This window comes from Streptomyces sp. NPDC097595, assembly GCF_044761525.1.
Classification (GTDB): Bacteria; Actinomycetota; Actinomycetes; order Streptomycetales; family Streptomycetaceae; genus Streptomyces; species Streptomyces drozdowiczii_A.
Map to the genome: position 1 here is coordinate 1 of NZ_JBIWCN010000009.1, position 23343 is coordinate 23343.

Annotated in this window: 24 protein-coding genes and 2 pseudogenes; 10 read left to right on the top strand and 16 right to left on the bottom strand. The window is 69.7% G+C overall.

Annotated features, from left to right (window positions below; genetic code table 11):
- Window positions 1–424: 424 nt before the first annotated feature.
- A pseudogene (locus tag ACIQZN_RS15590) lies at window positions 425–994 on the bottom strand (DNA-3-methyladenine glycosylase); the annotation flags it as partial.
- Between ACIQZN_RS15590 and ACIQZN_RS15595 the strand changes: the two are divergent.
- From ACIQZN_RS15595 to ACIQZN_RS15610, 4 genes are all read left to right on the top strand, one after another.
- The gene (locus ACIQZN_RS15595; RefSeq protein WP_403993049.1) at window positions 887–2335 is read left to right on the top strand and encodes a recombinase family protein; all 1449 of its coding nucleotides are present in this window, start codon (window positions 887–889) and stop codon (window positions 2333–2335) included. The pseudogene ACIQZN_RS15590 and the gene ACIQZN_RS15595 sit on opposite strands and share 108 nt — an antisense overlap.
- A gap of 231 nt (window positions 2336–2566) precedes the next feature.
- On the top strand, window positions 2567–2767 hold the full coding sequence (locus ACIQZN_RS15600) for a hypothetical protein (RefSeq protein WP_403993052.1): 201 nt from the start codon (window positions 2567–2569) through the stop codon (window positions 2765–2767).
- On the top strand, window positions 2751–3275 hold the full coding sequence (locus tag ACIQZN_RS15605; protein WP_403993055.1) for a DUF6879 family protein: 525 nt from the start codon (window positions 2751–2753) through the stop codon (window positions 3273–3275). Before ACIQZN_RS15600 ends, ACIQZN_RS15605 begins: the two co-directional genes overlap by 17 nt.
- Window positions 3272–3877, top strand: coding sequence for a Scr1 family TA system antitoxin-like transcriptional regulator (locus tag ACIQZN_RS15610; protein ID WP_403993058.1), 606 nt, complete (start codon window positions 3272–3274; stop codon window positions 3875–3877). The genes ACIQZN_RS15605 and ACIQZN_RS15610 overlap by 4 nt, the downstream gene beginning before the upstream one ends.
- A gap of 1183 nt (window positions 3878–5060) precedes the next feature.
- On the opposite strand, the gene ACIQZN_RS15615 is transcribed toward ACIQZN_RS15610, so the two are convergent.
- The 3 genes and pseudogenes from ACIQZN_RS15615 to ACIQZN_RS15625 form a co-directional block, all read right to left on the bottom strand.
- Window positions 5061–5579 (bottom strand): hypothetical protein, encoded by a 519-nt coding sequence (locus tag ACIQZN_RS15615; protein WP_403993061.1) that lies wholly within the window; start codon window positions 5577–5579, stop codon window positions 5061–5063.
- A 65-nt stretch (window positions 5580–5644) separates the two neighbouring features.
- Window positions 5645–6256: a DNA-3-methyladenine glycosylase gene (locus tag ACIQZN_RS15620; protein ID WP_403993064.1), complete on the bottom strand. Its 612-nt coding sequence runs from the start codon at window positions 6254–6256 to the stop codon at window positions 5645–5647.
- Between the two features lie 20 nt (window positions 6257–6276).
- Window positions 6277–6528 (bottom strand): annotated as a pseudogene (locus ACIQZN_RS15625) (DNA-3-methyladenine glycosylase); the annotation flags it as partial.
- Between the two features lie 73 nt (window positions 6529–6601).
- Between ACIQZN_RS15625 and ACIQZN_RS15630 the strand changes: the two are divergent.
- The 3 genes from ACIQZN_RS15630 to ACIQZN_RS15640 all read left to right on the top strand — a co-directional run bounded on the left by ACIQZN_RS15630 (window position 6602) and on the right by ACIQZN_RS15640 (window position 8626).
- The gene (locus tag ACIQZN_RS15630) at window positions 6602–7387 is read left to right on the top strand and encodes a sporulation protein (RefSeq protein WP_403993067.1); all 786 of its coding nucleotides are present in this window, start codon (window positions 6602–6604) and stop codon (window positions 7385–7387) included.
- 43 nt (window positions 7388–7430) lie between these two features.
- Window positions 7431–7970, top strand: a complete 540-nt coding sequence (locus tag ACIQZN_RS15635; protein ID WP_403993070.1) for a YbhB/YbcL family Raf kinase inhibitor-like protein — start codon at window positions 7431–7433, stop codon at window positions 7968–7970.
- A 149-nt stretch (window positions 7971–8119) separates the two neighbouring features.
- The gene (locus ACIQZN_RS15640; RefSeq protein ID WP_073968443.1) at window positions 8120–8626 is read left to right on the top strand and encodes an HNH endonuclease; all 507 of its coding nucleotides are present in this window, start codon (window positions 8120–8122) and stop codon (window positions 8624–8626) included.
- Between the two features lie 62 nt (window positions 8627–8688).
- Here the strand turns inward: ACIQZN_RS15640 and ACIQZN_RS15645 are convergent, their stop codons facing one another.
- The 5 genes from ACIQZN_RS15645 to ACIQZN_RS15665 all read right to left on the bottom strand — a co-directional run bounded on the left by ACIQZN_RS15645 (window position 8689) and on the right by ACIQZN_RS15665 (window position 12690).
- Window positions 8689–9456, bottom strand: a complete 768-nt coding sequence (locus tag ACIQZN_RS15645) for a sulfite exporter TauE/SafE family protein (RefSeq protein WP_403993074.1) — start codon at window positions 9454–9456, stop codon at window positions 8689–8691.
- Window positions 9457–9518: 62 nt separating this feature from the next.
- Entirely contained in the window at window positions 9519–10448 is a 930-nt protein-coding gene (locus ACIQZN_RS15650) for an SPFH domain-containing protein (RefSeq protein WP_073968441.1), read from the bottom strand.
- A 74-nt stretch (window positions 10449–10522) separates the two neighbouring features.
- Window positions 10523–10954: an NfeD family protein gene (locus ACIQZN_RS15655; protein WP_403993077.1), complete on the bottom strand. Its 432-nt coding sequence runs from the start codon at window positions 10952–10954 to the stop codon at window positions 10523–10525.
- Window positions 10955–11013: 59 nt separating this feature from the next.
- Window positions 11014–11841 (bottom strand): hypothetical protein, encoded by an 828-nt coding sequence (locus tag ACIQZN_RS15660; protein WP_403993080.1) that lies wholly within the window; start codon window positions 11839–11841, stop codon window positions 11014–11016.
- Between the two features lie 51 nt (window positions 11842–11892).
- Window positions 11893–12690: an ABC transporter ATP-binding protein gene (locus ACIQZN_RS15665; protein WP_403993083.1), complete on the bottom strand. Its 798-nt coding sequence runs from the start codon at window positions 12688–12690 to the stop codon at window positions 11893–11895.
- Between the two features lie 154 nt (window positions 12691–12844).
- On the opposite strand from ACIQZN_RS15665, the gene ACIQZN_RS15670 reads away from it, so the two are divergent.
- Window positions 12845–13624: a hypothetical protein gene (locus ACIQZN_RS15670; RefSeq protein WP_403993086.1), complete on the top strand. Its 780-nt coding sequence runs from the start codon at window positions 12845–12847 to the stop codon at window positions 13622–13624.
- A 148-nt stretch (window positions 13625–13772) separates the two neighbouring features.
- Here the strand turns inward: ACIQZN_RS15670 and ACIQZN_RS15675 are convergent, their stop codons facing one another.
- On the bottom strand, window positions 13773–14417 hold the full coding sequence (locus ACIQZN_RS15675) for a response regulator transcription factor (RefSeq protein WP_073968438.1): 645 nt from the start codon (window positions 14415–14417) through the stop codon (window positions 13773–13775).
- Complete coding sequence (locus tag ACIQZN_RS15680; protein WP_403993089.1) at window positions 14410–15555, bottom strand: GAF domain-containing sensor histidine kinase; 1146 nt, start codon at window positions 15553–15555, stop codon at window positions 14410–14412. The genes ACIQZN_RS15675 and ACIQZN_RS15680 overlap by 8 nt, the downstream gene beginning before the upstream one ends.
- A 440-nt stretch (window positions 15556–15995) precedes the next feature.
- Between ACIQZN_RS15680 and ACIQZN_RS15685 the strand changes: the two genes are divergently transcribed.
- Window positions 15996–16754: a transglycosylase SLT domain-containing protein gene (locus ACIQZN_RS15685; RefSeq protein WP_403993092.1), complete on the top strand. Its 759-nt coding sequence runs from the start codon at window positions 15996–15998 to the stop codon at window positions 16752–16754.
- Between the two features lie 85 nt (window positions 16755–16839).
- Here ACIQZN_RS15685 and ACIQZN_RS15690 read toward each other — a convergent pair whose 3' ends face one another.
- Window positions 16840–19389: an FHA domain-containing protein gene (locus ACIQZN_RS15690; protein WP_403993095.1), complete on the bottom strand. Its 2550-nt coding sequence runs from the start codon at window positions 19387–19389 to the stop codon at window positions 16840–16842.
- 229 nt (window positions 19390–19618) lie between these two features.
- Here ACIQZN_RS15690 and serB point away from each other — a divergent pair, with 229 nt between their 5' ends.
- On the top strand, window positions 19619–20875 hold the full coding sequence (serB, locus tag ACIQZN_RS15695; RefSeq protein WP_403993098.1) for a phosphoserine phosphatase SerB: 1257 nt from the start codon (window positions 19619–19621) through the stop codon (window positions 20873–20875).
- A gap of 90 nt (window positions 20876–20965) precedes the next feature.
- Here the strand turns inward: serB and ACIQZN_RS15700 are convergent, their stop codons facing one another.
- The 4 genes from ACIQZN_RS15700 to ACIQZN_RS15715 all read right to left on the bottom strand — a co-directional run bounded on the left by ACIQZN_RS15700 (window position 20966) and on the right by ACIQZN_RS15715 (window position 23323).
- A complete protein-coding gene (locus ACIQZN_RS15700; protein WP_403993101.1) occupies window positions 20966–21484 on the bottom strand; it encodes a SixA phosphatase family protein in 519 nt (172 codons plus the stop codon).
- A gap of 73 nt (window positions 21485–21557) precedes the next feature.
- The gene (locus tag ACIQZN_RS15705) at window positions 21558–21758 is read right to left on the bottom strand and encodes a hypothetical protein (RefSeq protein ID WP_330311481.1); all 201 of its coding nucleotides are present in this window, start codon (window positions 21756–21758) and stop codon (window positions 21558–21560) included.
- A 141-nt stretch (window positions 21759–21899) separates the two neighbouring features.
- Complete coding sequence (locus tag ACIQZN_RS15710; RefSeq protein WP_276607244.1) at window positions 21900–22010, bottom strand: SGM_5486 family transporter-associated protein; 111 nt, start codon at window positions 22008–22010, stop codon at window positions 21900–21902.
- Window positions 22011–22036: 26 nt separating this feature from the next.
- Entirely contained in the window at window positions 22037–23323 is a 1287-nt protein-coding gene (locus ACIQZN_RS15715; RefSeq protein ID WP_403993104.1) for a CynX/NimT family MFS transporter, read from the bottom strand.
- Between the last annotated feature and the right edge of the window lie 20 nt (window positions 23324–23343).

Consider the following 23343-nt stretch of genomic DNA (forward strand, 5'->3'; position numbering starts at 1 on the left):
CTGCCGAAGCAGGCCGGGGTATCAACATATCTGGCGTTGACTTTTGGCACGCTGTTGAGTTCTCAAGGAACGGACGCTTCCTTTGTACTCACCCTTGCAGGCTTTCCTCCGGGCGCTTCCCTTCGTTCTTGCGTTTCCGACTCTATCAGACTCTTTCGTGTCCGAATTCCCGGTCGAAGCGGGTCTTTCTTTTGCCTTTCGGCTGCCTTTCGGCGTGTTCACTACTTTAGCGGATTCTCCCGTTTACTCATAATCGAGTCAGTGGGATCGAATTCCGGCATGCCGAAACTCGCACCCTCTGGGGTGAGTCGTAGGTAGTGGTTGGCCGCTTCGGGTCTGCGCGGCTCACGATCCGATGGACCGAACCAACAGCTGTACCCGTGTCAAGCGACTCGGACAACACTAGGGGCCCCATCCGGGCGAGTCAAGTTGACCTGCGGCGCGGCACATGGGCCCGGTAAGGGCTCACCGTGGGGTCCCCGTCGATCCAGAACCGCCAGGGGTGCACCGCCCCGTCTCCGCCCACTCCGGTCCGCGGTCCGTTCCGCACCTGGTCACGAAGGGGCGGGGTGCCGTGGAACACGGAGAGCTCGGCGCCCTCGTGGGCGATGGCGTCCGTGCCGTCCAGTGCGCGCCCGATGTCCAGGGCGGTCGCGAGGCGGGCCGGGCCTTTGGCCAGTTCTCGGTCATTGCGGGCCGAAACTCGACGTTTACGCGTCAGCTCCGCGCCCTCCAGGATCTCGCCGGCCCGGAGCAGCACCCCGCTCGCCCTGCCCTCGGGGCCGCACACCAGGTTCATGCAGTGCCACATGCATAGGTAACTCACTAGGCATGTATGTCGTTGGTTCGGCAGCATCGGCAAGCGACGACAACCAGGAGACAGGCAGTGCGAGCGATCATCTACGCCAGGCTCAGCCCCACCCCGAGGGGCGAGGAGTCCAAGGGTGGGAACCTGACGCAACAGGTCGAGCTGAGTCAGGCGCTGTGCGACCGGAAGGGCTGGTCGGTCGTAGCCACGATCGTTGAGAAAGACACGTCGGCTTCGACAAAACGGGGAACCAAGCGGAGCGCCGAGTGGGAGCGCGTCAAGGCTCTGGTGGAGCAGGGCAAGGCGGACGCCATCGTGTCCCGCCACTACGACCGTATGTACCGCACCCCCTGGGACCTTGAGGATCTGGTGGACCTGGCCGAGGCGACCGGCGTCACGCTGGCCGCCGCACAGGCGCAGGGAGTGCTCGACCTGTCCACCCCGTCCGGCCGTCTCGCTGCTCGCATCGGCGCTGTGGTGGCTCGCAACGAGACCGAGATGCGAGTCGAGCGTCAGGTGCTCGGACACCAGCGACGCAGGGAGTCGGGAAGGCCCTTCTGGAGTACTCGCCCCTTCGGCTTCGAGCGGGACGGCAGGCACCGGGAAGCAGAGGCGGAGGCCCTGCGGCAGGCGTACCGGGATGTCCTGGCCGGCGTGACCCTCTGGTCCATCGCGAAGGACTGGAACACGCGCGGGCTGCTCTCGCCGCACGGCAAGGAGTGGCGCAGCTCGAACCTTCGGATGGTCCTCCTGAAGCCGAGGAACGCGGGAATCCAGACGTACTCGCAGTGGGTCGAGAAGCCGGACGGGACGCGCGTGCGGCGGACCGAGGAGACCGGCGCGGGCAACTGGGAGGCGATCGTCTCCGAGGGCATATTCCGGGCCCTGGTCCGCCACCTGAGCGACCCGGAGCGGAACACGGGCGGAGGCGGCAAGCGCAAGGCGCTGTTGTCCGGCGTGGTCCACTGCTCGAAGTGTCGGGCCGTCGTCACTCAGGGGTGGAGCAAGAAGAACGCGGCAGGAGAGCGGTACCGCATCTACACCTGCTCGGGTGGCCGGTGCATCACCTGCCCCGCGGACCCGCTCGACTCCTTCGTGGTTAGGAAGGTCATCGACAGGGCCGAGGAATGGAACGCGGCACCGGCCACAGATGCCGCAGACGAGGAACGGGAGGCCGAGCTGCTGGCCGAGGAGACGGCCGCATCCGAGAGGCGGACCGCCCTGGCGGAGATGTTCGCCGTAGGGGACATCGACGCGTCGACCCTGCGAACGGGTATCGGCAGGTGTGACGCCGACCTGACCAAGATCCGGGCCGAGCTGGCAGACCTGGCATCACAGCGGGTGCGCGTCGAACTCGGCGACATCGAGTACCTGTGGGAGGAACTGGACTATGAGGACCCCGACCGCATCGACTACGTGCGGACCGTCGTCATGCAGGTCTGCGAGCGAGTCGAGCTGATGCCGCGCGGTCGAGGGGTTCGGTCCTTCAAGGGCGAGCACTGCCGGATCATGTTCCGGAACCCTTGAGATCCGACCGCGGAGCGCCAAGTCGGCTGCCGGCGCTCCGTGAGCACGGGCCCTGTCTGACGAGCGTCGGGCGTGGCCCTTCGCCATGCCCGTAGAGGAAGCGCGCCCCTCTCACTCCCCAGTTCATGCAACAACGTGCATGAGGCACGCTCGGGCACGGACGGCCGCAAGCGGCCCCCGTACGGTCGTCTCAGGCGGCCTGACCGGGCCGCCAAGTCAAGGGGGTTCCGCATGGCACGCGAAGAACTGACTCGGCTCACCGGCAACGGCACGTGTGGAGAGGACGACTGCCCGAACGTCTACCGCACCGCGTCCGGCTCCATCGTGGTCCAGGGCGACGTGTCCGACGCCTTCGCTCCCCCGCAAGGAGAAGGACTCGTGGAGATCCCCGAGAGCGTTCTTCGGGAGGCCGTTCGTGCTCTCGGATGGTGAGGAGTGGCGGGCGACGCTCCGAGGCTTCCAGTCCGAGGCGTGGCGGCTGGAGACCCTGCCCCAGTACCTCGTACCGCAGGAGGCGAACGAGCTCGAAGCATTCCGGGCAGGTAAGCGCGTCGACCCGAACCGCTACTCGTCGGCGTACACGGAAGACCTGAAGCGGTTGCGCGGCGAGGGTAGGAGCAAGGGGCGAGTGCACGTCCTGACTCGACCGCTTTCCGAGTACCTGCGCTTCGAGTTCTCTCGGTACTACGCCCCACACGTGCTCGCCGGGGAGGACATCCGCATCCTGGACGTGACCGAACGAGAGAACCCGTTGCCGGATGTCGAGGACTTCTGGATGTTCGACCGCTCGACGGTCGTCCTCATGCACTACGAGGGCGACGGCAGGCAGATCAGCCGGAAGCTGTACGAGGGCGACCCTGCGCCGTTCGTCGAGTGGCAGCGCATCGCCGTTGCCGAGTCCGTCCCTTTCCTGGAGTACGCGGAGCGCGTGACGGAGTGACGTTCGAAGCTGAGCAGCTTGGCGAGTCTGGTACCGAACTCGCGTCGCTGCTACGGGACTTGCGCAAGCGAGCTGGCCTCTCAGGGGACCGGCTCGCAGCGCGCTGCAACATGTCCCAGTCGAAGGTGTCTCGCATCGAGAACGGCCGGACACGGCCGTCCCTGGTCGACGTCGAGCAGATCTTGCGAGCTCTGAACGCTCCGCCGGCACTGGTCGCGGCGGTCTCCGCCCTCGCCAGGATGGCGAACACCGAGTGGCGGAACCTCCGCGAGCTTCGGCGCAAGGGACTCGGTACGAGACAGGCCGAGCTGAAGTCGCTCGAAGCGTCCTCCACGCAGATGCGGTACCTCCTGCTCTCGATGGTCACCGGACTGCTCGCAACCCCGGAATACGTACGGGCGAGCCTGGCCCACTCGACAGCCGACACGAGCAAGGCAGTGGCGGGGAAGCTGGGACGGCAAGCCGTCCTCTTTCTCATACTCCGCGACAGCCGAGACGTTCAGGCGTATCTGAAGGAGTTTGCCGGGTACCAGGAACACGCCCTCTTTGGCGAAAACCTTCGGGCGCGGCTCGCCGAGTGGTCCTCCAGTTGCCGTGCATGACTTCAGTCGACTACGCGACTGAAACGCCATCCCGTCCGCACCCCGGGGGATCATCCTTCGGCAGGCGAACAGTCGGGAGGTCGGACGGATGAGCACACCCAAGACGACGATAGACGGACCGGTACACGTGACCCTTCCGTCCGCGCCGCCCGACCCCGTGTCGGGTTGTCGTGAGTGCCTTCGGTACGCGGTGGCTCGCGCGAACGCCATGTCGGTCGGGGATCACTCGCAGGTGTCGGGCGTGAACGTGGGCCTACGGGCTCATCTCCGCAACGAATACCGGGGACGCTGATGGCGCGCACGGTTCTGCGGTTCGTGACACACCGGATCACGCAGCATCCGGATGCGGACGTGGCCTATGAGGCGGAGTGCCTTCACTGCAAGTGGAAGGCATATCCGTCGACGGACAGTGCGGCGGTCGACGTCGAGTGCATGAGCCACACCGGCAGGAGCAACCATCGTGGATTCCGGCGGATCTGCACGGCGTTCGCCATGGTGGTGCGGGCCGATGAGGATAAGCTCCCGGCACTGAGCCAAATAGACAAGAGAGCACTCGAACGTTTCCGCAGGTCAGAGCCTGTGCCGTTACACGCCAGGGTGCTCTGACTACACGCCCGAGGTGTAGTCACCGGTCCTGATGGAGGCGGCAGGGGACTGGCGCACCCTTGCCCTTCTGGAACAGATGTGAAGGCAGGACTAGGCAGGCGGCCCCGGAACGGGGCGAGACAAGCTCGAGTTCCTTGGCGCGGGCCACCGCGTTGCGGGTGCTCTGGTCGGACAGCGACTTGCCGTCCTTGCCCAATAGGGCGGCCAGCCGGCCGGGCTGGAAGCCTGCGTGCCCTTGCCGGTCTGCCCACCCGATGGCAGCGAAGTGGACGCGGTAGGCGAGTGGGTGTGTCCCGGGTGCTGTGCCATGCGCCGGTACTTGTGCTGGGAGACTCCGCCCCACGGGCGGTCATGGCCGAAGCTGATAGCCACTGGGGGTGGCTCCTTCCTGTGCGGCGCACACGAGTGCGCCAGTGACCCCCGCCGGATGGCGGGACATGTACCTCCCATTCGTTGCGGGGGTGGACCGTGCACGGATGGCGCGATCTCTTCACAGGTGGACGCTCAAGCCCTTCGGGTCTGAACTCGGTCTCGTGCGGTCGGAAGCGACGGCGGCGACCTGGCCAGGGATCTTATGCTAGCGACCCACTGTGCTCCAGTCGGCGGGGGCAGGCGGCACCGTACGGCCTGCGGCGTGTTCGCGGAGGCGCCGGGTCAGTTCCGGCAGATCGTAGGCAGGGAAGCTGACTTGCAGGAGGCGCAGCCCGAAGTCCGACGGCTGGTCCCCCTGAAACATCGCCGCGTCCATCGGCTTGATCTTCACGTCCCAGGCGTCGGGGGCGGCCCAGTGGGTCATTCGCACGTAGAACGCGTCTCGCGGTCCGGCATTTGCGACGGCCGATAGGAAGGCGAGTCCGCTGTCCACCGGGAAGTCGATAAGCATCCAACCGCGGCTGGACTCCACCCACTGCGCCATGTGCGGCAACTTCACCGGCCAGTCCGCGTTGCTCTCGGCCAGGTCCTGGCAGCAGGTGAACGTGTCGATGCCACACTCCCAGATCGCCTGGATAGCTGGTGCGAGCTGCTCGTCGATCTGGGCCTGGAGGTTGCCGACCCGGACGAGAACGGTGGGATGCGTTCCTTCGTAAGACGTCATCGCAGGAGCATAGAAGCGGAGTACGACATCAGAACCGGCGGGCCGTCAGCAAGGCGCACAGCGGGTCAGGCTCCGGTGGTCGGTTTGGCTCGCGGGCTCAGTCGGTACGCCGAGACCGTCGGATCACCGGCGAGGTAGAACCGGTGTTGCCAGTCGTGGGCCTTGCTCACGCCTACCCGAGGACCGACCCGGATGAGCGCGGCAGGTACCGGCTCGCCCTCGGAGAGCATGACCGAGGTACCTGTCAGGAGGTCTGCGCCGTTGTGCTCTGCCGTGATGCCGAGTGCCTGGCCGACGTTCCCCGGACCTCGGGCAAGACGTGGGCTCTCGACCCTCTCCCCTCGCCGCTTGCGCGCCAGGTCTTCGCCCTCGATGACCCTGCCTGCCCGGATGAGGACACCCGAGGCGATGCCGTCCGTACCGGTGACGACGTTGGCGCACCAGTGGAGACCGTGGGACCGGTAGACGTAGAGGTGTCCTGCGGGCCCGAACATGGTGGCGTTGCGGGGAGTCCGGCCCCGGTAAGCATGGGAAGCTGGGTCAGCCGTGCCGGAGTACGCCTCGGTTTCCGTAATGGCGATGCTCACAGTCCCCTCGGGGGTCTTGCAGGTGAGGACGCATCCGAGCAGCTTGGGGGCGACCTCTTCAGCGGGATGGAAAAGGAGATCAACGTTCATGCTGACTGCCTTGAGATGCCGTACGTGAAGTAGACGTACGCGTGGCCCGGCGGGCCGTACATCGCGTCGTTCCGCCGCGTCCGGCCCCGGAAGGCGTGCGAACCCGGGTCGATCTCGCCGGCGTACGCCTCCACCTCCGTGAGGCGCAGGACGATCGGGCCCTCCGGGGTGCTGCGGACCAGGGTGCGGCCGAGGAGGTCGGGCGCCACGTCCAGTACGGGGCGGTCGAAGAAGTCCCGCGTCAGCGGCGTACGGTCCGGGCCATCGATCATGAGGTTCGAGGTTACTGGGAACCGACTACGGTCGTCGCGCGTATGTAGGGGTCAGGACCTAGGAGGAGAAAACATGGGCTTCAAGCGACTGCTCGCGAGCATGGGTGCCGGCGGCGCCTCGGTGGAGACCGAGCTCAGCGAGGTCAACGTCGTCCCGGGCGGGGTCGTCCAGGGCGAGGTGCGGATCCAGGGCGGTTCCGTCGACCAGCAGATCGAAGGGCTCTCCGTGGGCCTCCAGGCCCGGGTCGAGGTCGAGGGCCAGGACGACCAGGAGTACAAGCAGGACATCGAGTTCACCAAGCTGCGCGTCGGCGGCGGCTTCCAGGTGCAGGCGGGGGCGGTGCACGTGGTGCCGTTCGGCCTGGAGATCCCCTGGGAGACGCCGATCACCATGTTCGCCGGGCAGCACCTGCACGGCATGAACATCGGGGTGACGACCGAGCTGGAGATCGCGCGGGCGCTGGACTCCGGCGACCTGGACCCGATCAACGTGCACCCGCTGCCGGCCCAGGAGGCCATCCTCGACGCCTTCGGCCAGCTGGGCTTCAGCTTCCGCAGCGCCGACATGGAGCGCGGCCACATCCGCGGTACGCGGCAGCGGCTGCCGTTCTACCAGGAGATCGAGTTCCACCCGCCGCAGCAGTACCGGGGGCTGAACCAGGTGGAGCTGTCGTTCGTCGCGGACGACCGCGAGATGGACGTCATCCTGGAGATGGACAAGAAGGCGGGTCTGTTCAGCGAGGGCAGCGACTCGTACCGCGCCTTCAAGGTCGGTCTGCACAACTTCCGGGAGACCGACTGGGCGGCATATCTGAACCAGTGGCTGGCGCAGGTCGGCGGGCAGCGCAACTGGCTCTAGGGTCGGAGGCGTCATCCGACAGAGCCGACAGAGAGGTGCTGACGTGACCGAGCCGAAGAGGGCGCCGCTGCCGCACGACTTCCATCCGGAGGTGTCCTCGTTCACCGTCGTGAGCGAGGACATCGCCCCGGGGGCCGTGCTCTCGGACGCCCAGGTGTACGCGGCGGGGAACGCGTCGCCGCAGCTGCGGTGGGAGGGCTTCCCGGCGGAGACGAAGAGCTTCGCCGTGACGTGCTTCGACCCGGACGCGCCCACGGGCAGCGGGTTCTGGCACTGGGTGCTCTTCGACATCCCCGCGTCCGTCACGGAGCTGCCGGCCGGTGCGGGCGGCGGGAAGTTCGAAGAGCTGCCCGCCGGTGCCGTGCACGCGCGCAACGACTACGGGACCAAGGACTTCGGCGGGGCCGCCCCGCCGGCCGGGGAGAACCACCGCTATGTGTTCACCGTGTACGCGGTGGACACCGAGAAGCTGGGCCCCGACAGCGACGCCTCGCCCGCGTTCGTCGGGTTCAACCTGCGGTTCCACACCCTGGGCCGGGCCCAGCTGGTCGCCGAGTACGCGGAGCCCGCCGACAACGCCTGAACACCAAAACGTCCGCATCCGTTTGCCCTGCCCTGGTCTTGGAGAGACCAGGGCAGGGCATTTTTTAATGCGTTGTCCATCACGGCGTGCCGGGGCCAGAGTTGATCCGGGCCTGCCAGGGGGCGGCCGGCACACGGGAGGTGGGCGGGATGCGGGACACGCTGGTACTGAACGCGAGCTTCGAGCCGCTGTCGACGGTGACGCTGAACCGGGCGGTGGTGCTGATCCTTCAGGACAAGGCCGTCGTCGAGCAGTCCCACCCGGGCCTCCGGATGCGCGGTGCCGATGTGGACATCCCGGTGCCCCGGGTGATCAGGCTCTGCCGGTACGTACGGGTGCCGTTCCGAAGACAGGCCCCGTGGTCCAGGAGGGGCGTCCTGGTCCGGGACCAGCACCGGTGCGCGTACTGCGGGAAGCGGGCGAGCACCGTCGACCACGTGGTGCCGAGGGCCCAGGGCGGGCAGGACACCTGGCTGAACACGGTGGCCTCCTGCGCGGAGGACAACCACCGCAAGGCGGACCGCACGCCGGAGCAGGCGGGGATGCCGCTGCTGCGGAAGCCCTTCGTACCGTCCCCGGCGGAGGCGATGCTGCTGGCCCTGGGGGCGGGTGACCGCTCGGCGCTGCCGGAGTGGCTGGCGCGGAGCGCGGCGTAGCCGCCGTACGCCCGACGACGTGAGCGAGGCCCGTCTCCCCGGGGGAGGCGGGCCTCGGTCGTTCAGCGCAGCAGCAGCTGGACGATGGCGGCCGTGCCGACCGTGACGATGAGGGCGCGCAGCAGGGTGGGGCTGAGGCGGCGGCCGACCTTGGCGCCGATCTGGCCGCCGATGGCGGAGCCGACCGCGATCAGGACGACAGCGGTCCAGTCGAAGTCGGCGACGAAGAGGAAGAACAGCGCGGCGATGCTGTTGACGACGGCGGCGAGGACGTTCTTGACGGCGTTGAGGCGCTGCATGGTGTCGTCCACCAGCATGCCCATGAGGGAGAGGTAGATGATCCCCTGGGCCGCCGTGAAGTAGCCGCCGTAGACGCTGGCCAGGGTCAGGCCGATGGAGAGCAGCGGGCCGCCGTCGGGGTGGGCGGGTGCTCCGGTGCGGGCGCGCCGGTCCTGGACGGCCTTGCTGATGCGCGGTTGCAGGATGACCAGGACGAGGGCCAGGGCGACCAGGACCGGGACGATGGTCTCGAAGGCCGTGGAGGGCAGGGCCAGAAGCAGGGTGGCGCCGGTGAGGCCGCCGATGAGGGCGCCCACGCTGAGTTTGAGGACGCGGGAGCGCTGGCCTTCGAGTTCCTTGCGGTAGCCGATCGCGCCGCTGATGGAGCCGGGGATCAGGCCGAGCACGTTGGAGACGGTGGCGGTGACCGGGGGCAGGCCGGTGGCGAGCAGGACGGGGAAGGTGATGAGCGTCCCGGAGCCGACGATCGTGTTGATCGTGCCGGCGCTGATCCCCGCGGCGAAGACGGCGAGCATCTCCCAGATGGACATGGCGTATCCCCCGTGCGTGATCGGTGCTTGCTGCACCGCATCATGCACGGGGGGTGTACACGTCAGTCGACCGGGGGTTCCTCGCGTCGTTCCTTGCCGGTGTTGAAACCGGGCGCGCCGCCGCCGAGGTTGCCGAAGGCGCCGCTGAGGCCCTTGAGGGCGTCGCCGATCTCGCTGGGCACGATCCAGAGCTTGTTGGCGTCGCCCTCGGCGATCTTCGGCAGCATCTGGAGGTACTGGTACGACAGCAGCTTCTGGTCCGGGTCGCCCGCGTGGATGGACTCGAAGACCGTACGGATGGCCTGGGCCTCGCCCTCCGCGCGCAGGGCGGCGGCCTTGGCCTCACCCTCGGCGCGCAGGATCGCGGACTGCTTCTCGCCCTCGGCGGTGAGGATCGCGGACTGCCGGGTGCCCTCGGCCTGGAGGATGGCGGCGCGCTTGTCGCGGTCGGCGCGCATCTGCTTCTCCATCGAGTCCTGGATGGAGGTGGGCGGCTCGATCGCCTTGAGTTCGACGCGGTTGACGCGGATGCCCCACTTGCCGGTGGCCTCGTCCAGGACGCCGCGCAGGGCCGCGTTGATCTCCTCGCGGGAGGTGAGGGTCCGCTCCAGGTCCATGCCGCCGATGATGTTGCGGAGGGTGGTGACGGTGAGCTGCTCGATGGCCTGGATATAGCTGGCGACCTCGTACGTCGCTGCCCGGGCGTCGGTCACCTGGTAGTAGATGACGGTGTCGATGTTGACGACCAGGTTGTCCTGGGTGATGACGGGCTGCGGCGGGAAGGGCACGACCTGCTCGCGCAGGTCGATCCGGTTGCGGATCGAGTCGATGAACGGGACGACGATGTTCAGGCCCGCGTTGAGGGTGCGGGTGTAGCGGCCGAAGCGTTCGACGATGGCGGCGCTGGCCTGCGGGATGACCTGGATCGTCTTGATCAGGGCGATGAAGACGAGCACCACCAGAATGATCAGGACGATGATGATCGGTTGCATCGTTTCCTCGTGCCCTTCGGTTGATGATCGTCATCGAGTCTGACAGAACGCGCCTGGGTGTGGGGGCAGTTCGGTCACATGACGACGGCCGTCGCCCCGTCGATCTCCACGACGTCGACCTGTTGGCCGGGCTCGTAGCTGAATCCAGGGTCGAATGCGCGCGCCGACCAGACCTCGCCTGCCAGCTTGATGCGGCCGCCGGTGCCGTCCACCCGTTCCAGGACGACGGCCTGACGGCCCTTCAGGGCGTCGATGCCGGTGGCGTGCACGGGTGCCCGGTCCGCGCGCTGCCGCCCGGCGATCACGCGCACCACGGCCGTCAGCGCCACCGAGACGATGACGAAGACCAGGACCTGGGCGACGATTCCGCCGCCGAGGGCCGCCACGACCGCGGCGGCGACGGCCCCCACGGCGAACATGCCGAACTCGGGCATCGCGGTCAGGACGAGCGGAATGCCCAGTCCCACCGCGCCGATCAGCCACCACACCCACGCGTCGATGTCCACGTGGTCATCGTAGGACCGCGCGCACCCCAAGGACAGGGCGCGACCGGGCAGAACGCCTGCTATCGGGCGGACTTGAGGGGTGTCTCGTCGTGGCGCGCCTGGATGCGGGCGATCACGCGCTCCCGTCCCAGGTCCCGGGCCCGGCGGAGTTTGGCCTCGGCCAGGAGCACGGGTACCCAGAGCAGCCAGCCCCACAGGCTGAAGTCCAGCACCCCGCTCAGCACCAGTGCCTTGTTCAGGCCGAACGACGCCGCGAACGTCAGCACGTATGCGGCGACCCGGTGCGCGAGAAGCAGGCGCAGCGGTGCGTTCCGGGCGCCCTGAAGCAGCTCGACCGCCGCGGCGGTTTCGGCGGCCCGCAGGTCTTCACCGGTGTCCTCGGTGGACTCGCCCCGGGCGGCCCGCCGTAGCGCGTCGGTGACCAGCACGCTCTGCTCCGCCACAGCCGTCTGTTCGGCCTGCCCGCGGGCGGCTGCCACGTACAGGTCGTCCCAGTAACCGCGACCGGCCCAGCCCGTGGCGTCGTCGACCCGCTCGCGCTCGGGTGACCCGGGCGGGGCCAACTCCTCGATGCGTTCCCGCAGAACCGCCGCGCGGTGCGCCCGCCCCGGGAAGGCGAAGGTGTCCGAGCGGAGGCACAGCTCCAGATACGACACCATGAGCCCGAGGTCGTCCTCCGCCAGGGCGAGGCCCTTGCGGTAGGCCGTCTCGGCCTCACGGTCGTGGTCGTCGTCGTCTTCCGCGGCGTGCGCCTGTCCGAGCCAGCGAAAGAGGACCGGATCCGGTCCGCACGCGTCGAGCCCCGCCTCCGCGGACTTCCTCACGGCCGCGTAGCCACCCACCGCGAAGAGCTCCGAGCAACGTGCCACGTACTGCTGCTGTTCCACGCCCCACCCCAGACGTACGAGCCGTCACCCTCTGGTGTACCCGGTGCCGCTCTAGCCGAGCGGCAGTCCGCGGGCGGTGTAGCGGTCGCCCTGGTGCTCGACCACGAGGGGCAGGCCGAAGCAGAGGGAGAGGTTGCGGGAGGTGAGCTCGGTCTCCATGGGGCCGGCGGCGAGCACCTTGCCCTGGCGGATCATCAGGACGTGGGTGAAGCCGGGGGCGATCTCCTCGACGTGGTGGGTCACCATGATCATGGAGGGGGCGTACGGGTCGCGGGCCAGCCGGCCGAGGCGGCGGACCAGGTCCTCGCGGCCGCCGAGGTCGAGTCCGGCGGCGGGCTCGTCCAGGAGGAGGAGCTCCGGGTCGGTCATCATGGCGCGGGCGATCAGGGTGCGCTTGCGCTCGCCCTCGGAGAGGGTGCCGAACTTGCGGTCGAGGTACTCGGTCATGCCGAGGCGGTCGAGGAAGGCGCGGGCGCGGTCCTCGTCCACCTTGTCGTAGTTCTCGTTCCAGGTGGCGGTCATGCCGTAGGCGGCGGTGAGCACCGTCTGGAGGACCGTCTGGCGGCGGGGCAGCTTCTCGGCCAGGGCGACGCCCGCGATGCCGATGCGGGGGCGGAGGTCGAAGACGTCGGTGCCGACGCCGCCGAGCTTCTCACCGAGGACGCTGACGGTGCCCTTGGTGGGGAAGAGGTAGCTGGACGCGATGTTGAGCAGGGTGGTCTTGCCGGCGCCGTTGGGGCCGAGGATGACCCAGCGCTCACCCTCCTTGACCGACCAGGAGACGTCGTCCACCAGAGCGCGTCCGTCGCGGACCACCGATACGTCCACCAGCTCCAGTACATCGCTCATGAGCGCGTTGTCTCCCCATGCAGTGTCGAGATCGTCGCGTGCCTGTGGGCACAGCTCCCAGGGAAAACCTACGCCACCGCGCGAGTACCGGCGGCGCTGGGCCCGCCGTCGCGGGCCCGGCCCCGCCGCACAGGGGACCCCCTAGGCTGTCCGCATGCTTTCGGAACCACGTTCAGGGCTGCTGGCCGCCTGGGGGAACGCGTTGCTGGCGGGGCTGGTGTCCCCGGACGACGCGGCGCTCGCCATCGTCGGGGAGGACGCGGTGCACCGCGTCGAGGGGCTGCCGGGTGAGGCCGGTCCGGTCGGGCTGACGTTCGCCCTGGGGCGGCTGCGGGCGCTGGGGGTGAGCGGCTTCCGGGTCGCGCTGCCGGTGCCGGGGCATCCGCTGGGGCTGAGCGGTCCGGCCGATTTCAACGCCCGGGCCCTGGAGGCGGAGGAGGCGGTCGTCACGTTCGGCGCCCCGTACGGGCTGGTGCCCGAGGTGCGCGAGGCGGGGCCGGCCGGCGATGTGCACGTGGACGTGGTCTGGCACTGCCTGGCGGTACGGGAGGCTCCGCCTGCCGACGTGCCCTCGCTGGGCGAGGCGGAACGGGAGCTGGCCGAGGCGCTGCGGGACGCGACGGCGGTGCTGTCCCGGCTCGACGTGGCCGGTTCGGGGCCGGTGGCCGAGGCGGCGGTGGACGCGTACCGGGCGCGGGCGGAGCGGGGGCGCGAGGTGCTGGCCCCGGGCTATCCGCCGCGGGCGGTGCGGGTGCTGGAGCTGGCCCAGCGGATCGGGCTGCTGATCTCGGTGGCGTACGAGAACGGGCACGGCGGCGCGGTGAGCGCGTCGGAGATGGCGGCACGGGGCGAGGCGCTGCGCCCGGTGGAGCGGGTGGCCCGGCGGGCGCAGGTGGCGGCGTACAACGCGTATGTGGAGGAACGCGCGCGGTAGGGGCGCGAGCGCGGCAGGGGCGCGAGCGCCCCGGGGCGGCCGGAGCGGGAGCGCGTGCGGGCCCGGGCCCGCCGCAGCGGAAGCCCGTGCGGGCAGGGCCGACCGGCTCGCGTCCGTCGTGGGGGGGGGAGCCGGGCCGGTTCCCCCCTCAGCCCGCCGCTCCGTGGCGGACCGCCCAGAGCGCTGCCTGGGTGCGGTCGGCCAGGTCGAGCTTCATGAGGATGTTCGAGACGTGGGTCTTGACCGTCTTCTCGGACAGGACCAGGGCCCGCGCGATCTCGCGGTTGGACCGGCCGTCGGCGATCAGGCCGAGCACTTCCCGCTCGCGTTCGGTGAGGGTGCTCCCCCGCCCGGTGCCCGTGCCCGGCTCGTCCTGGGCGAGGAGCGCCCCGGCCACCTCGGGCTGGAGCAGGACGTGCCCGGCGTGCACGGAGCGGATGGCGCCGGCCAGGGCGTCCGGGTCGACGTCCTTGTATACGTAACCGGAGGCGCCCGCACGCAGGGCGGGGACCACCGTGCGCTGCTCGGTGAAGCTGGTGACGATCAGCACCTTGGCCGGGTTCTCCAGCTCGCGGAGGCGGCGCAGCGCCTCGATGCCGTCGGTGCCGGGCATCTTGATGTCCATCAGTACGACGTCGGGCCGCAGCTCCTCCGTCCTGGCCACGCCCTCCGCGCCGTCGGCGGCCTCGCCGACGACCTCGATGTCGTCCTGGATCTCCAGGAACGTGCGCAGGCCGCGGCGGACGACCTGGTGGTCGTCGACGAGCAGCACCCTGATGATCCTGTCAGCCACCGGGGATCTCCATCTCGATCGTGGTGCCCTTGCCGGGCTCGGATTCAACGGTGAGGCGGCCGCCGACGCCGCTCGCGCGGTCCCGCATCGAGACCAGGCCCAGGTGGCGCCCGGCCCGGCGGGTGGCGGTGGGTTCGAAGCCCCGGCCGTCGTCGGTGATCCGCAGCACGGTGGCGCCGTCGCGGCGGGCGAGGGTGACGTCGACGTGGCCCGCGTCGGCGTGGCGCAGGGCGTTGTGCAGGGCTTCCTGGGTGACCCGGAGCAGCGCTTCCTCGTGGGCGGCGGGCAGGGCCCGGACGCCGGCGCCGGCGAAGGTGACCCGGGCGGTGTGGGCCCGGTCGAGGACCTGGACCTGGGTGCGGAGGGTGGCGACGAGGCCGTCCTCGTCCAGGGCGGCCGGGCGGAGCTCCACGACGGCGGCGCGCAGTTCGTCCACGGCTTCGGCGGCGAGGGCGGCGACCTGCTGGAGCTCGCCCTTGGCGCGGACCGGGTCGCGGTCGACCAGGGTGGCGGCGGCCTGGGCGGTGAGCCGGAGCGAGAAGAGCTTCTGGCTGACCGCGTCGTGCAGCTCGTGGGCGAGGCGGGAGCGCTCCTCGGCGATGGTGAGCTCGCGGCTGCGTTCGTAGAGGCGGGCGTTGGTGAGGGCGATGGCCGCGTGCTGGGCGAGCGTCGAGAGCAGTTCCTCGTCCTCGGCGTTGAAGCCGCAGACGCCCTCGGGTTTGGGGCACCTCTTGTTGGCGAGGAACAGGGCGCCGATGGTCTCGTCGCCGTCCCGGATGGGCAGGCCGAGGAAGTCGGACATGTCGGGGTGGGCGCTGGGCCAGCCCTCGAAGCGGGGGTCCTTGCGGACGTCGGCGAGGCGCTCGGTCTTCCCGCCGTGGAGCATCGCGGCGAGGATGCCGTGCTGGCGGGGCAGCGGGCCGATGGCCTTCCACTGTTCGTCGCTGACGCCGTCCACGACGAACTGGGCGAAGCCGCCGTGGTCGTCGGGGACCCCGAGGGCGGCGTACTCGGCGTCCAGGAGCTCGCGGGCCGAGGCGACGATCGTCTTCAGGACGTCCCGTACCTCCAGGTGGCGGCTCATGGCGAGCAGCGCGGCGCTGACGGCGGCGAGGCCGGAGGGGGGTCGGTGGCTCATGCGCCTCACCGTACCGGCGGGTTCCGGGCCCCGTATCGGGCCGGAGGCGGCCGGGGACCGGGGCTGAGGGACTAGGACCTGCGGCCGGTGCCCCCGGGCGAGGCCGGGAACGGCTTCTCGAAACCACTCCGGAACGTCGCATTCCGCATTGCTTCAGCAACACATGGTGAGGCTGTTACCCGCCCGATGTGAGGCCAGGCATAGGGCCCACGTCACTTACGAAGCCGCCTAGTGGACCGAAAAGGGCGATTTGAGGTGCGATGACCTGGGGGCGAACCGGGCAAACCGCCCGCCATTCCACTACCCGGCTTCGTACGTCACACCTTTGCCATGGCATTTTGCCGCCGCTAAGAATTGAGCTCGTCCCCGACGGAGATGCGTAGTCGCTCCCGTCTTCGTCCTCCGTGAGGACCCCCCCGAATTCGAAGAGGTAAGCCTGTATGTCCGCGTCCCGCTTCACCGGCCGTCTCCGTAACCTGAACAAGACCCAGAAGCTCTCCGCCGCCGGCGTCTCCGCCGTCGCCGCCGCTGCACTCTCCTTGTCCCTGGTGCCCGGTCACGCCGAGGCCGAGACCGAACCGCAGGCCGTGTCCGCCGCCTCCCCGGTCATCTTCGACTCCGCGAGCTCCAAGCAGGCCCGGGCGATCCAGGACAGCGTCATCCAGCAGCACTCGACCGCCGAGAAGCTGGTCAAGGCCGCCGACGCCGCCAAGGCCAAGAAGGCCGCCGCGGTGAAGGAGAAGGCCGAGGCCAAGGCCAAGAAGGCCGAGAAGAAGGTCGAGCTGAAGAAGAAGGCGAAGGCCAAGGCGCACGCCAAGGCCAAGGCGCACAAGTCCGAGTCGCGCTCCAGCCGCTCCTCCGCCCGTACGCACCTGTACGGCAACAACCTGGACGGCTGGATCCGGGAGTCCCTCGACATCATGCACAAGAAGGGCATCCCGGGCACGTACGAGGGCCTGCACCGCAACATCATCCGCGAGTCCAGCGGCAACCCGAACGCCATCAACGACTGGGACATCAACGCCCAGAACGGCGTGCCGTCGATCGGTCTGCTCCAGATCATCAAGCCGACCTTCGACTACTACCACGTGTCCGGCACCCCGCACACGCAGTACGACCCGGTCGCCAACATCACCGCGTCGGCCAACTACGCCGCCGACAAGTACGGCTCGATCGACAACGTCAACAGCGCGTACTGATCCACCGCGATCCGTACCGCCGACGACAGACGCCGAAGGGCGGCACCCGCACGGGGTGCCGCCCTTCGGCGCGTGTCCGGGCCGGTTACTTGCGCATGACCTCGGGCTCGTGGCGGCGCAGCAGCCGCGCGACCGCGAAGCCGCAGACGACGCCGAGCGCCAGCAGCACGGTGATGTTGATCCCCCACTGCCCGACCGAGTGCTCCCAGAGCGGGTCGAGGTCCGTGGGGTTCTTCTGGTCCCACGGCGGCATCAGATGGGCGAGGTCGAGCGTGGAGCCCGCGCCCGCGATGGCCCAGCGGGACGGCATCAGCCAGGCGAACTGCTCCAGGCCGGGCGAGCCGTACACCTGGAACAGGATGCCGGTGAAGACGACCTGGACGATCGCGAACATGACCAGCAGCGGCATGGTCTTCTCGGAGGTCTTCACCAGCGAGGAGATCACCAGGCCGAACATCATCGAGGTGAAGCCGAGCGCGATGATCGTCACGCAGAGCTCGACGGCCGGCGGCATGATCAGGCCCTCTTCGGGCAGATCGCGGGTGGCGAAGCCGATGCCGCAGATGATGACGCCCTGGATGGCCGTGATCACGCCGAGCACGATCACCTTGGACATCAGGTAGGCCGAGCGGGAGAGGCCGGTGGCCCGTTCCCGTTCGTAGATGACACGTTCCTTGATCAGTTCTCGTACGGAGTTGGCCGCCGCGGAGAACGTCATGCCGATCACCAGGATCAGCATGATCGTTCCGGCGTCGCCGTTGAACCGGGACGGCGGCTTCGGCGGAGCGAGACCGAAGTCCGCGGGGATGACCACGCTGACGATGCCGAGCACCGCGGGCAGGATCACCATCAGGCCCATGAAGCCCTTGTCGGAGCCGATCACCGAGAGGTAGCGGCGCATCAGCGTCCACAGCTGCGTGCCCCAGCCCTGCGGCTTCGGCGGGCGCATCTGCTGCGGCGGGGGCATGTGTACGGACTGCACGGCGGCGGCGTCGATGTCGGCGGCGTACATCTGGTAGTGCTGCGAACCGCGCCAGCGGCCCGACCAGTCGTAGTCGCGGTAGTTCTCGAACGCCGAGAAGACGTCGGCCCAGGTCGTGTAGCCGAAGAAGTTCAGCGCCTCGTCCGGCGGGCCGAAGTAGGCCACGGCGCCGCCCGGCGCCATCACCAGGAGCTTGTCGCAGATGGCCAGCTCGGCCACCGAGTGCGTGACGACCAGGACGGTACGGCCGTCGTCGGCCAGACCGCGCAGCAGCTGCATGACGTCGCGGTCCATGCCCGGGTCGAGGCCGGAGGTCGGCTCGTCCAGGAAGATCAGCGACGGCTTGGTGAGCAGTTCCAGCGCCACCGAGACGCGCTTGCGCTGGCCGCCGGAGAGCGAGGTGACCTTCTTGTCCTTGTGGATGTCGAGCTTCAGCTCGGCCAGGACCTCGTGTATCCGCGCCTGGCGCTCGGCCTCGGTGGTGTCCGCGGGGAAGCGGAGCTTGGCCGCGTACTTCAGGGCGCGGGTGACGGTCAGTTCCTTGTGCAGGATGTCGTCCTGCGGGACCAGACCGATGCGCTGGCGGAGCTCGGCGAACTGCTTGTAGAGGTTCCGGTTGTCGTAGAGGACATCGCCCTGGTTGGCGGGCCGGTAGCCGGTGAGCGCCTTGAGCAGGGTGGACTTTCCGGAGCCGGACGGGCCGATGACGCCGATGAGCGACTTCTCGGGGACGCCGAACGACACGTCCTTGAGGATCTGCTTGCCACCGTCGACGGTGACCGTGAGGTGGCGGGCCGCGAAGGAGACCTCGCCGGTGTCGACGAACTCTTCCAGCCGGTCGCCGACGAGCCGGAACGTCGAGTGGCCGACGCCGACGGTGTCGTTCGGGCCGATGAGCGCCGAGCCGGACTTGGAGAGCGGCTGGCCGTTGACGTACGTGCCGTTGTGCGAGCCGAGGTCGCGGATCTCGAAGCGGCCGTCGGGCGTCGCGTGGAACTCGGCGTGGTTGCGGGAGACCTGGAGGTCCGAGACCACCAGGTCGTTCTCCAGGGCACGGCCGATCCGCATCACCCGGCCGAGCGCCAGCTGGTGGAACGTGGTCGGGCTGCGGTCCCCGTAGACCGGCGCCGCCCCCGCCGGGCCGGTGCCGGGGCCGGGCGGGCCCGGGGCCCCGCCCTGCTGCGGCACGTGCGGCTGCTGCGGCGCGGGCTGCTGCCAGCCCTGCTGCTGCGGCGGCACGGGCTGCTGGGGCTGTTGGGGCTGCTGCCAGCCCGGTCCGCCCTGCTGGGGCTGGTGCGGCGGGGTCTGCTGCGGCTGCGCCGGACCGGCGGCCCGGCCGCTGTAGACGTCCGCGGCGCTCAGGCTCAGCCGGGGCCCGTCGGTGGCGTTGCCCAGGTTCACGGTGGAGCCGGCCGCGATCTCCAACTGGTGGATGCGCTGGCCGTGCACGTACGTGCCGTTGGTGCTGCCGTGGTCCTCGATGAACCAACTGCGCCCGTTCCAGGCGATCGTGGCGTGCCGCCACGACACTCTGGCGTCGTCGATCGTCATGTCCCCCTGCGGATCACGCCCCAGGGTGTATGCCCTGGACGGATCGAGCGTCCAGGTCCTGCCATTCAATTCCAGTACGAGTTCCGGCACTCCGCGCCCCACTAGTTGTCCCCCGTGTTACCCCCGTCGCAGGGAGTCTAGGGATGCTGAACATCGTGGGGAACTATTCCAGGACCAGTCCCGGATACGAAAGCCGGGCGGCCGAGGGTGACCTCACCGAGACCTGCGCAGCCAGGCGAAAAGGGGACGGACCGGGTGGGGCCGACCGGGATGTCCGGCACTCGGGACGGGCTGCCTGCGCGGGCTCGGGGACCGATACGGTGGGAGCACCATGAGCGTATCCCGGCCTCCTGAGCCCGCCCTGTCTCCCGAGCCCGCCGCGTCCCGGCAGGGTCCGGACGTACCGACCCTTCTGGTGAAGATCTTCGGGAAGGACCGCCCCGGGATCACCGCGGGCCTCTTCGACACCCTCGCCGCCTACTCGGTCGACGTGGTCGACATCGAGCAGGTCGTGACCCGGGGCCGTATCGTCCTGTGCGCGCTGGTCACCGCCCCCACCGCGGGCGGGACCACCGAGGGCGAGCTGCGGGCCACCGTGCACAGCTGGGCGGAGTCGCTGAAGCTCCAGGCCGAGATCATCTCGGGCACCGGCGACAACCGGCCGCGCGGCGTCGGCCGTTCCCATGTCACGGTGCTGGGGCATCCGCTGACGGCGGAGTCCACGGCGGCCATAGCGGCCCGGATCACCTCGACCGGCGGGAACATCGACCGCATCTTCCGGCTGGCGAAGTACCCCGTCACGGCGGTGGAGTTCGCGGTGTCCGGTACGGGGACCGAGGAGCTGCGCACCGCGCTGGCGCCGGAGGCCGCGGGCATCGGCGTGGACGTGGCGGTCGTCTCGGCGGGGCTGAGCCGCCGGGCGCAGCGGCTCGTCGTGATGGACGTCGACTCGACGCTGATCCAGGACGAGGTCATCGAGCTGTTCGCGGCGCACGCGGGCTGCGAGGCCGAGGTCGCCGAGGTGACCGAGCGGGCGATGCGGGGCGAGCTGGACTTCGAGCAGTCGCTGCACGCCCGGGTGGCGCTGCTGGCGGGTCTCGACGTGTCCGTGGTGGAGAAGGTCCGCGCGGAGGTCCGGCTGACGCCGGGGGCCCGGACGCTGATCCGTACGCTGAAGCGGCTCGGCTACCAAGTGGGCGTGGTCTCGGGCGGTTTCACCCAGGTGACCGACGATCTGAAGGAGCGCCTGGGGCTCGACTTCGCCTCCGCCAACACGCTGGAGGTCGTGGACGGGAAGCTCACGGGCCGGGTGACCGGGGACATCGTGGACCGGGCGGGCAAGGCCCGGCTGCTGCGGAGCTTCGCCGCCGAGGCGGGGGTGCCGCTGGCGCAGACGGTGGCGATCGGTGACGGGGCCAATGACCTGGACATGCTGAACACGGCGGGCCTCGGGGTCGCGTTCAACGCGAAGCCGGTGGTCCGCGAGGCCGCGCACACGGCGGTGAACGTGCCGTTCCTGGACACCGTGCTCTATCTGCTCGGCGTCTCCCGCGAGGAGGTCGAGGCGGCCGACGGGCTCGTGGAGTAGGTTCCGCAGCTGGTCACACAGGCTCTACGGGAAGGGCCCCGGCACACACCGCGAGGTGCGCGCCGGGGCCCTTCCCGTACGGGCGGCGGGTCAGTCGTTGGGGGTCCAGTACTCGGCGAGCCGGCCGACGCCGTGCTCGACGCTCTTCCAGGGGCCGGTGAACTCGACCACGGCGAAGGCGGCGGTCGGGAAGCCGCCGCGCGACATCCGGGCGAGCGCGTCGCCCTCGCCGCTGCCGGAGAGGGCGTCGGCGAGCGCGTGCATGCCGGGGTTGTGGCCGATGACCAGCAGGTCGGCGATATCGTCCGGGGTCTCGTTCACCAGGGCGATCAGCTCGCCGAGCGAGGCGTCGTAGAGCCGCTCCTCGTACACGGTCCTCGGGCGCTCGGGCATCTCGTGCACGGCCAGTTTCCACGTTTCACGCGTTCTGACGGCGGTCGAGCAGAGGGCCAGGTCGAAGACGATCCCGGAATCGGCGAGCTTGCGGCCCACCGTGGGGGCCTCCAAGCGGCCGCGCTCGGCCAGCGGCCGCTCGTGGTCGGACTCCTGCGACCATTCCGCCTTGGCATGCCTGAGAAGGACGATCCTGCGAGATGTATCGGCGCTCATACACCTCAGCTTCGCATGAAACGCGGCAGCTGGCGCAGGGTGTTGGAGGCTTCGTACCCCCGGGCGCCGGAGGTCAGCGGGTCACCAGCTCCACGAGGTGCCGCAGCAGCTGCCCGGTCGCCGATTCGCCGGTGGCGGCCTGCGCCTGGCCCGGCCCGGCGATCAGCAGCAGGAGCGCGGCGAAGGCGACGGCGGGCAGCGCGACGGCCCACCACGGCAGCCGTACGTCGACGCCGCTCGGCTCCGGACGGGTGGTGTGCGTACGGGCCGGCATGTCCGCCTCCGTGGGGTGGTCGGTTCTGGTACTCAGAACCTACGGAGCCGGGGGCGCCGATCCCATCCGGTGACCCACCCACTTCACCCTGACCCTGGCCCCCTAGGGGGAGGTGGTGCTAGCCCCACCCCGGCCGGGGCGTCACGGGGAGGCGATGGAGGCGATGACGCCGACGACGACCGTGATCAGCAGCATGGCCCCGAGGACGAGGAGCAGCTTCTTCTGACCGTTCTGGGGATTCGGATCGAGCACAGGTGACATGGTCCCAGTCTCGCATCTCAGGATTCGTCCTCGATCGTCCGGTCCCGGCCGGCCAGGATGCCCATGACCATCTGCGGCACCATCAGGGCGGCCATCAGCGCGATCGGCACGCCCCAGCCGCCGCTGTGCTGGTAGAGCACACCGACCAGGAGCGGGCCGGGGATCGAGATCAGATAGCCGGTGGACTGGGCGAAGGCGGAGAGCCGGACCACTCCGGCGCCGCTGCGGGCCCGCATGCCGATCATCGTGAGGGCGAGCGGGAACGCGCAGTTCGAGATGCCGAGCAGCAGCGCCCAGGCCCAGGCGCCGCCGGAGGGGGCCAGGTAGAGGCCCGCGTAGCCGGTGAGGCCGCAGGCGCCGAGGAAGACGACGATCGGGCCCTGGGTGCGCATCCGGGCGGCGACGCGCGGGATCACGAAGGCGAGCGGGACGCCCATGGCCATGGTGAGCGCGAGCAGGACGCCCGCGGTGCCGGCGGAGACCCCGGCGTCCCGGAAGATCTGGGGCATCCACATCATGGTGATGTACGCGGCGGTGGCCTGGAGCCCGAAGAAGCAGGCGAGGCTCCAGGCAGTCCTGCTGCGGGTGATTCGGAGTTCCGGGGCCTGCGGCTGGGCGGCGGCCGAGGCGGGCCCGTGGGCCGTGGCCCGGTCCCGTACGAGGAGCCAGGGCGCGATAGCGACGGCGGCGAGGACTGCCCAGACACCGAGCCCGGCCTTCCAGCTGCCGCCCATCGCGTCGGTCAGGGGCACGGTCACGGCGGCGGCGAGCGAGGTGCCGAGGGCCAGGGCCATGGAATAGAGCCCGGTCATGGAGCCGACGCGGTCGGGGAACCAGCGCTTGACGATCACCGGCATCAGGACGTTGCTGACGGCGATGCCCATGAGGGCCAGGGCGCTGGCGGCGAGGAAGCCGGCGGTGCCGCCGATCAGGGGCCGGATCACCAGGCCCGCCGTGATGGCGACCATGCCCGCGCAGACCACGGCACCGGCGCCGAAGCGGCGGGCGAGGCGCGGTGCCATGACGCCGAAGACCGCGAAGCAGAGCGGGGGCACCGAGCCGAGCACCCCGGCGACGCTGCCGCTCATGTGCAGCCCGTCCCGGACCTCTTCGAGGAGGGCGCCGAGGCTGGTGATGGCGGGGCGGAGGTTGAGCGCGGTGAGGACGAGCCCGATGGCGACCAGGCGCAGCGTCCACGGCGCGGGGCCGGTCCGCGGTGCGGGGGCGTCGGCGCGGGTGGCCGCCGGGGCGCCGGGGCTCAGGGTCCCGGTCGCGGTCTGGGGTGTCGTCTCTTCGTCACGCATGAGGCCATCATAGAATCATG

What these genes read in the sequence shown, in the direction of transcription:
- ACIQZN_RS15600 (WP_403993052.1), top strand. Translation starts at nt 2,567, where the DNA reads ATGGCACGCGAAGAACTGACTCGGCTCACCGGCAACGGCACGTGTGGA.
- ACIQZN_RS15615 (WP_403993061.1), bottom strand. Translation starts at nt 5,579, where the DNA reads ATGACGTCTTACGAAGGAACGCATCCCACCGTTCTCGTCCGGGTCGGC.
- ACIQZN_RS15620 (WP_403993064.1), bottom strand. Translation starts at nt 6,256, where the DNA reads ATGAACGTTGATCTCCTTTTCCATCCCGCTGAAGAGGTCGCCCCCAAG.
- ACIQZN_RS15630 (WP_403993067.1), top strand. Translation starts at nt 6,602, where the DNA reads ATGGGCTTCAAGCGACTGCTCGCGAGCATGGGTGCCGGCGGCGCCTCG.
- ACIQZN_RS15640 (WP_073968443.1), top strand. Translation starts at nt 8,120, where the DNA reads ATGCGGGACACGCTGGTACTGAACGCGAGCTTCGAGCCGCTGTCGACG.
- ACIQZN_RS15645 (WP_403993074.1), bottom strand. Translation starts at nt 9,456, where the DNA reads ATGTCCATCTGGGAGATGCTCGCCGTCTTCGCCGCGGGGATCAGCGCC.
- ACIQZN_RS15650 (WP_073968441.1), bottom strand. Translation starts at nt 10,448, where the DNA reads ATGCAACCGATCATCATCGTCCTGATCATTCTGGTGGTGCTCGTCTTC.
- ACIQZN_RS15665 (WP_403993083.1), bottom strand. Translation starts at nt 12,690, where the DNA reads ATGAGCGATGTACTGGAGCTGGTGGACGTATCGGTGGTCCGCGACGGA.
- ACIQZN_RS15670 (WP_403993086.1), top strand. Translation starts at nt 12,845, where the DNA reads ATGCTTTCGGAACCACGTTCAGGGCTGCTGGCCGCCTGGGGGAACGCG.
- ACIQZN_RS15680 (WP_403993089.1), bottom strand. Translation starts at nt 15,555, where the DNA reads ATGAGCCACCGACCCCCCTCCGGCCTCGCCGCCGTCAGCGCCGCGCTG.
- ACIQZN_RS15685 (WP_403993092.1), top strand. Translation starts at nt 15,996, where the DNA reads ATGTCCGCGTCCCGCTTCACCGGCCGTCTCCGTAACCTGAACAAGACC.
- serB (WP_403993098.1), top strand. Translation starts at nt 19,619, where the DNA reads ATGAGCGTATCCCGGCCTCCTGAGCCCGCCCTGTCTCCCGAGCCCGCC.
- ACIQZN_RS15700 (WP_403993101.1), bottom strand. Translation starts at nt 21,484, where the DNA reads ATGAGCGCCGATACATCTCGCAGGATCGTCCTTCTCAGGCATGCCAAG.
- ACIQZN_RS15705 (WP_330311481.1), bottom strand. Translation starts at nt 21,758, where the DNA reads ATGCCGGCCCGTACGCACACCACCCGTCCGGAGCCGAGCGGCGTCGAC.
- ACIQZN_RS15715 (WP_403993104.1), bottom strand. Translation starts at nt 23,323, where the DNA reads ATGCGTGACGAAGAGACGACACCCCAGACCGCGACCGGGACCCTGAGC.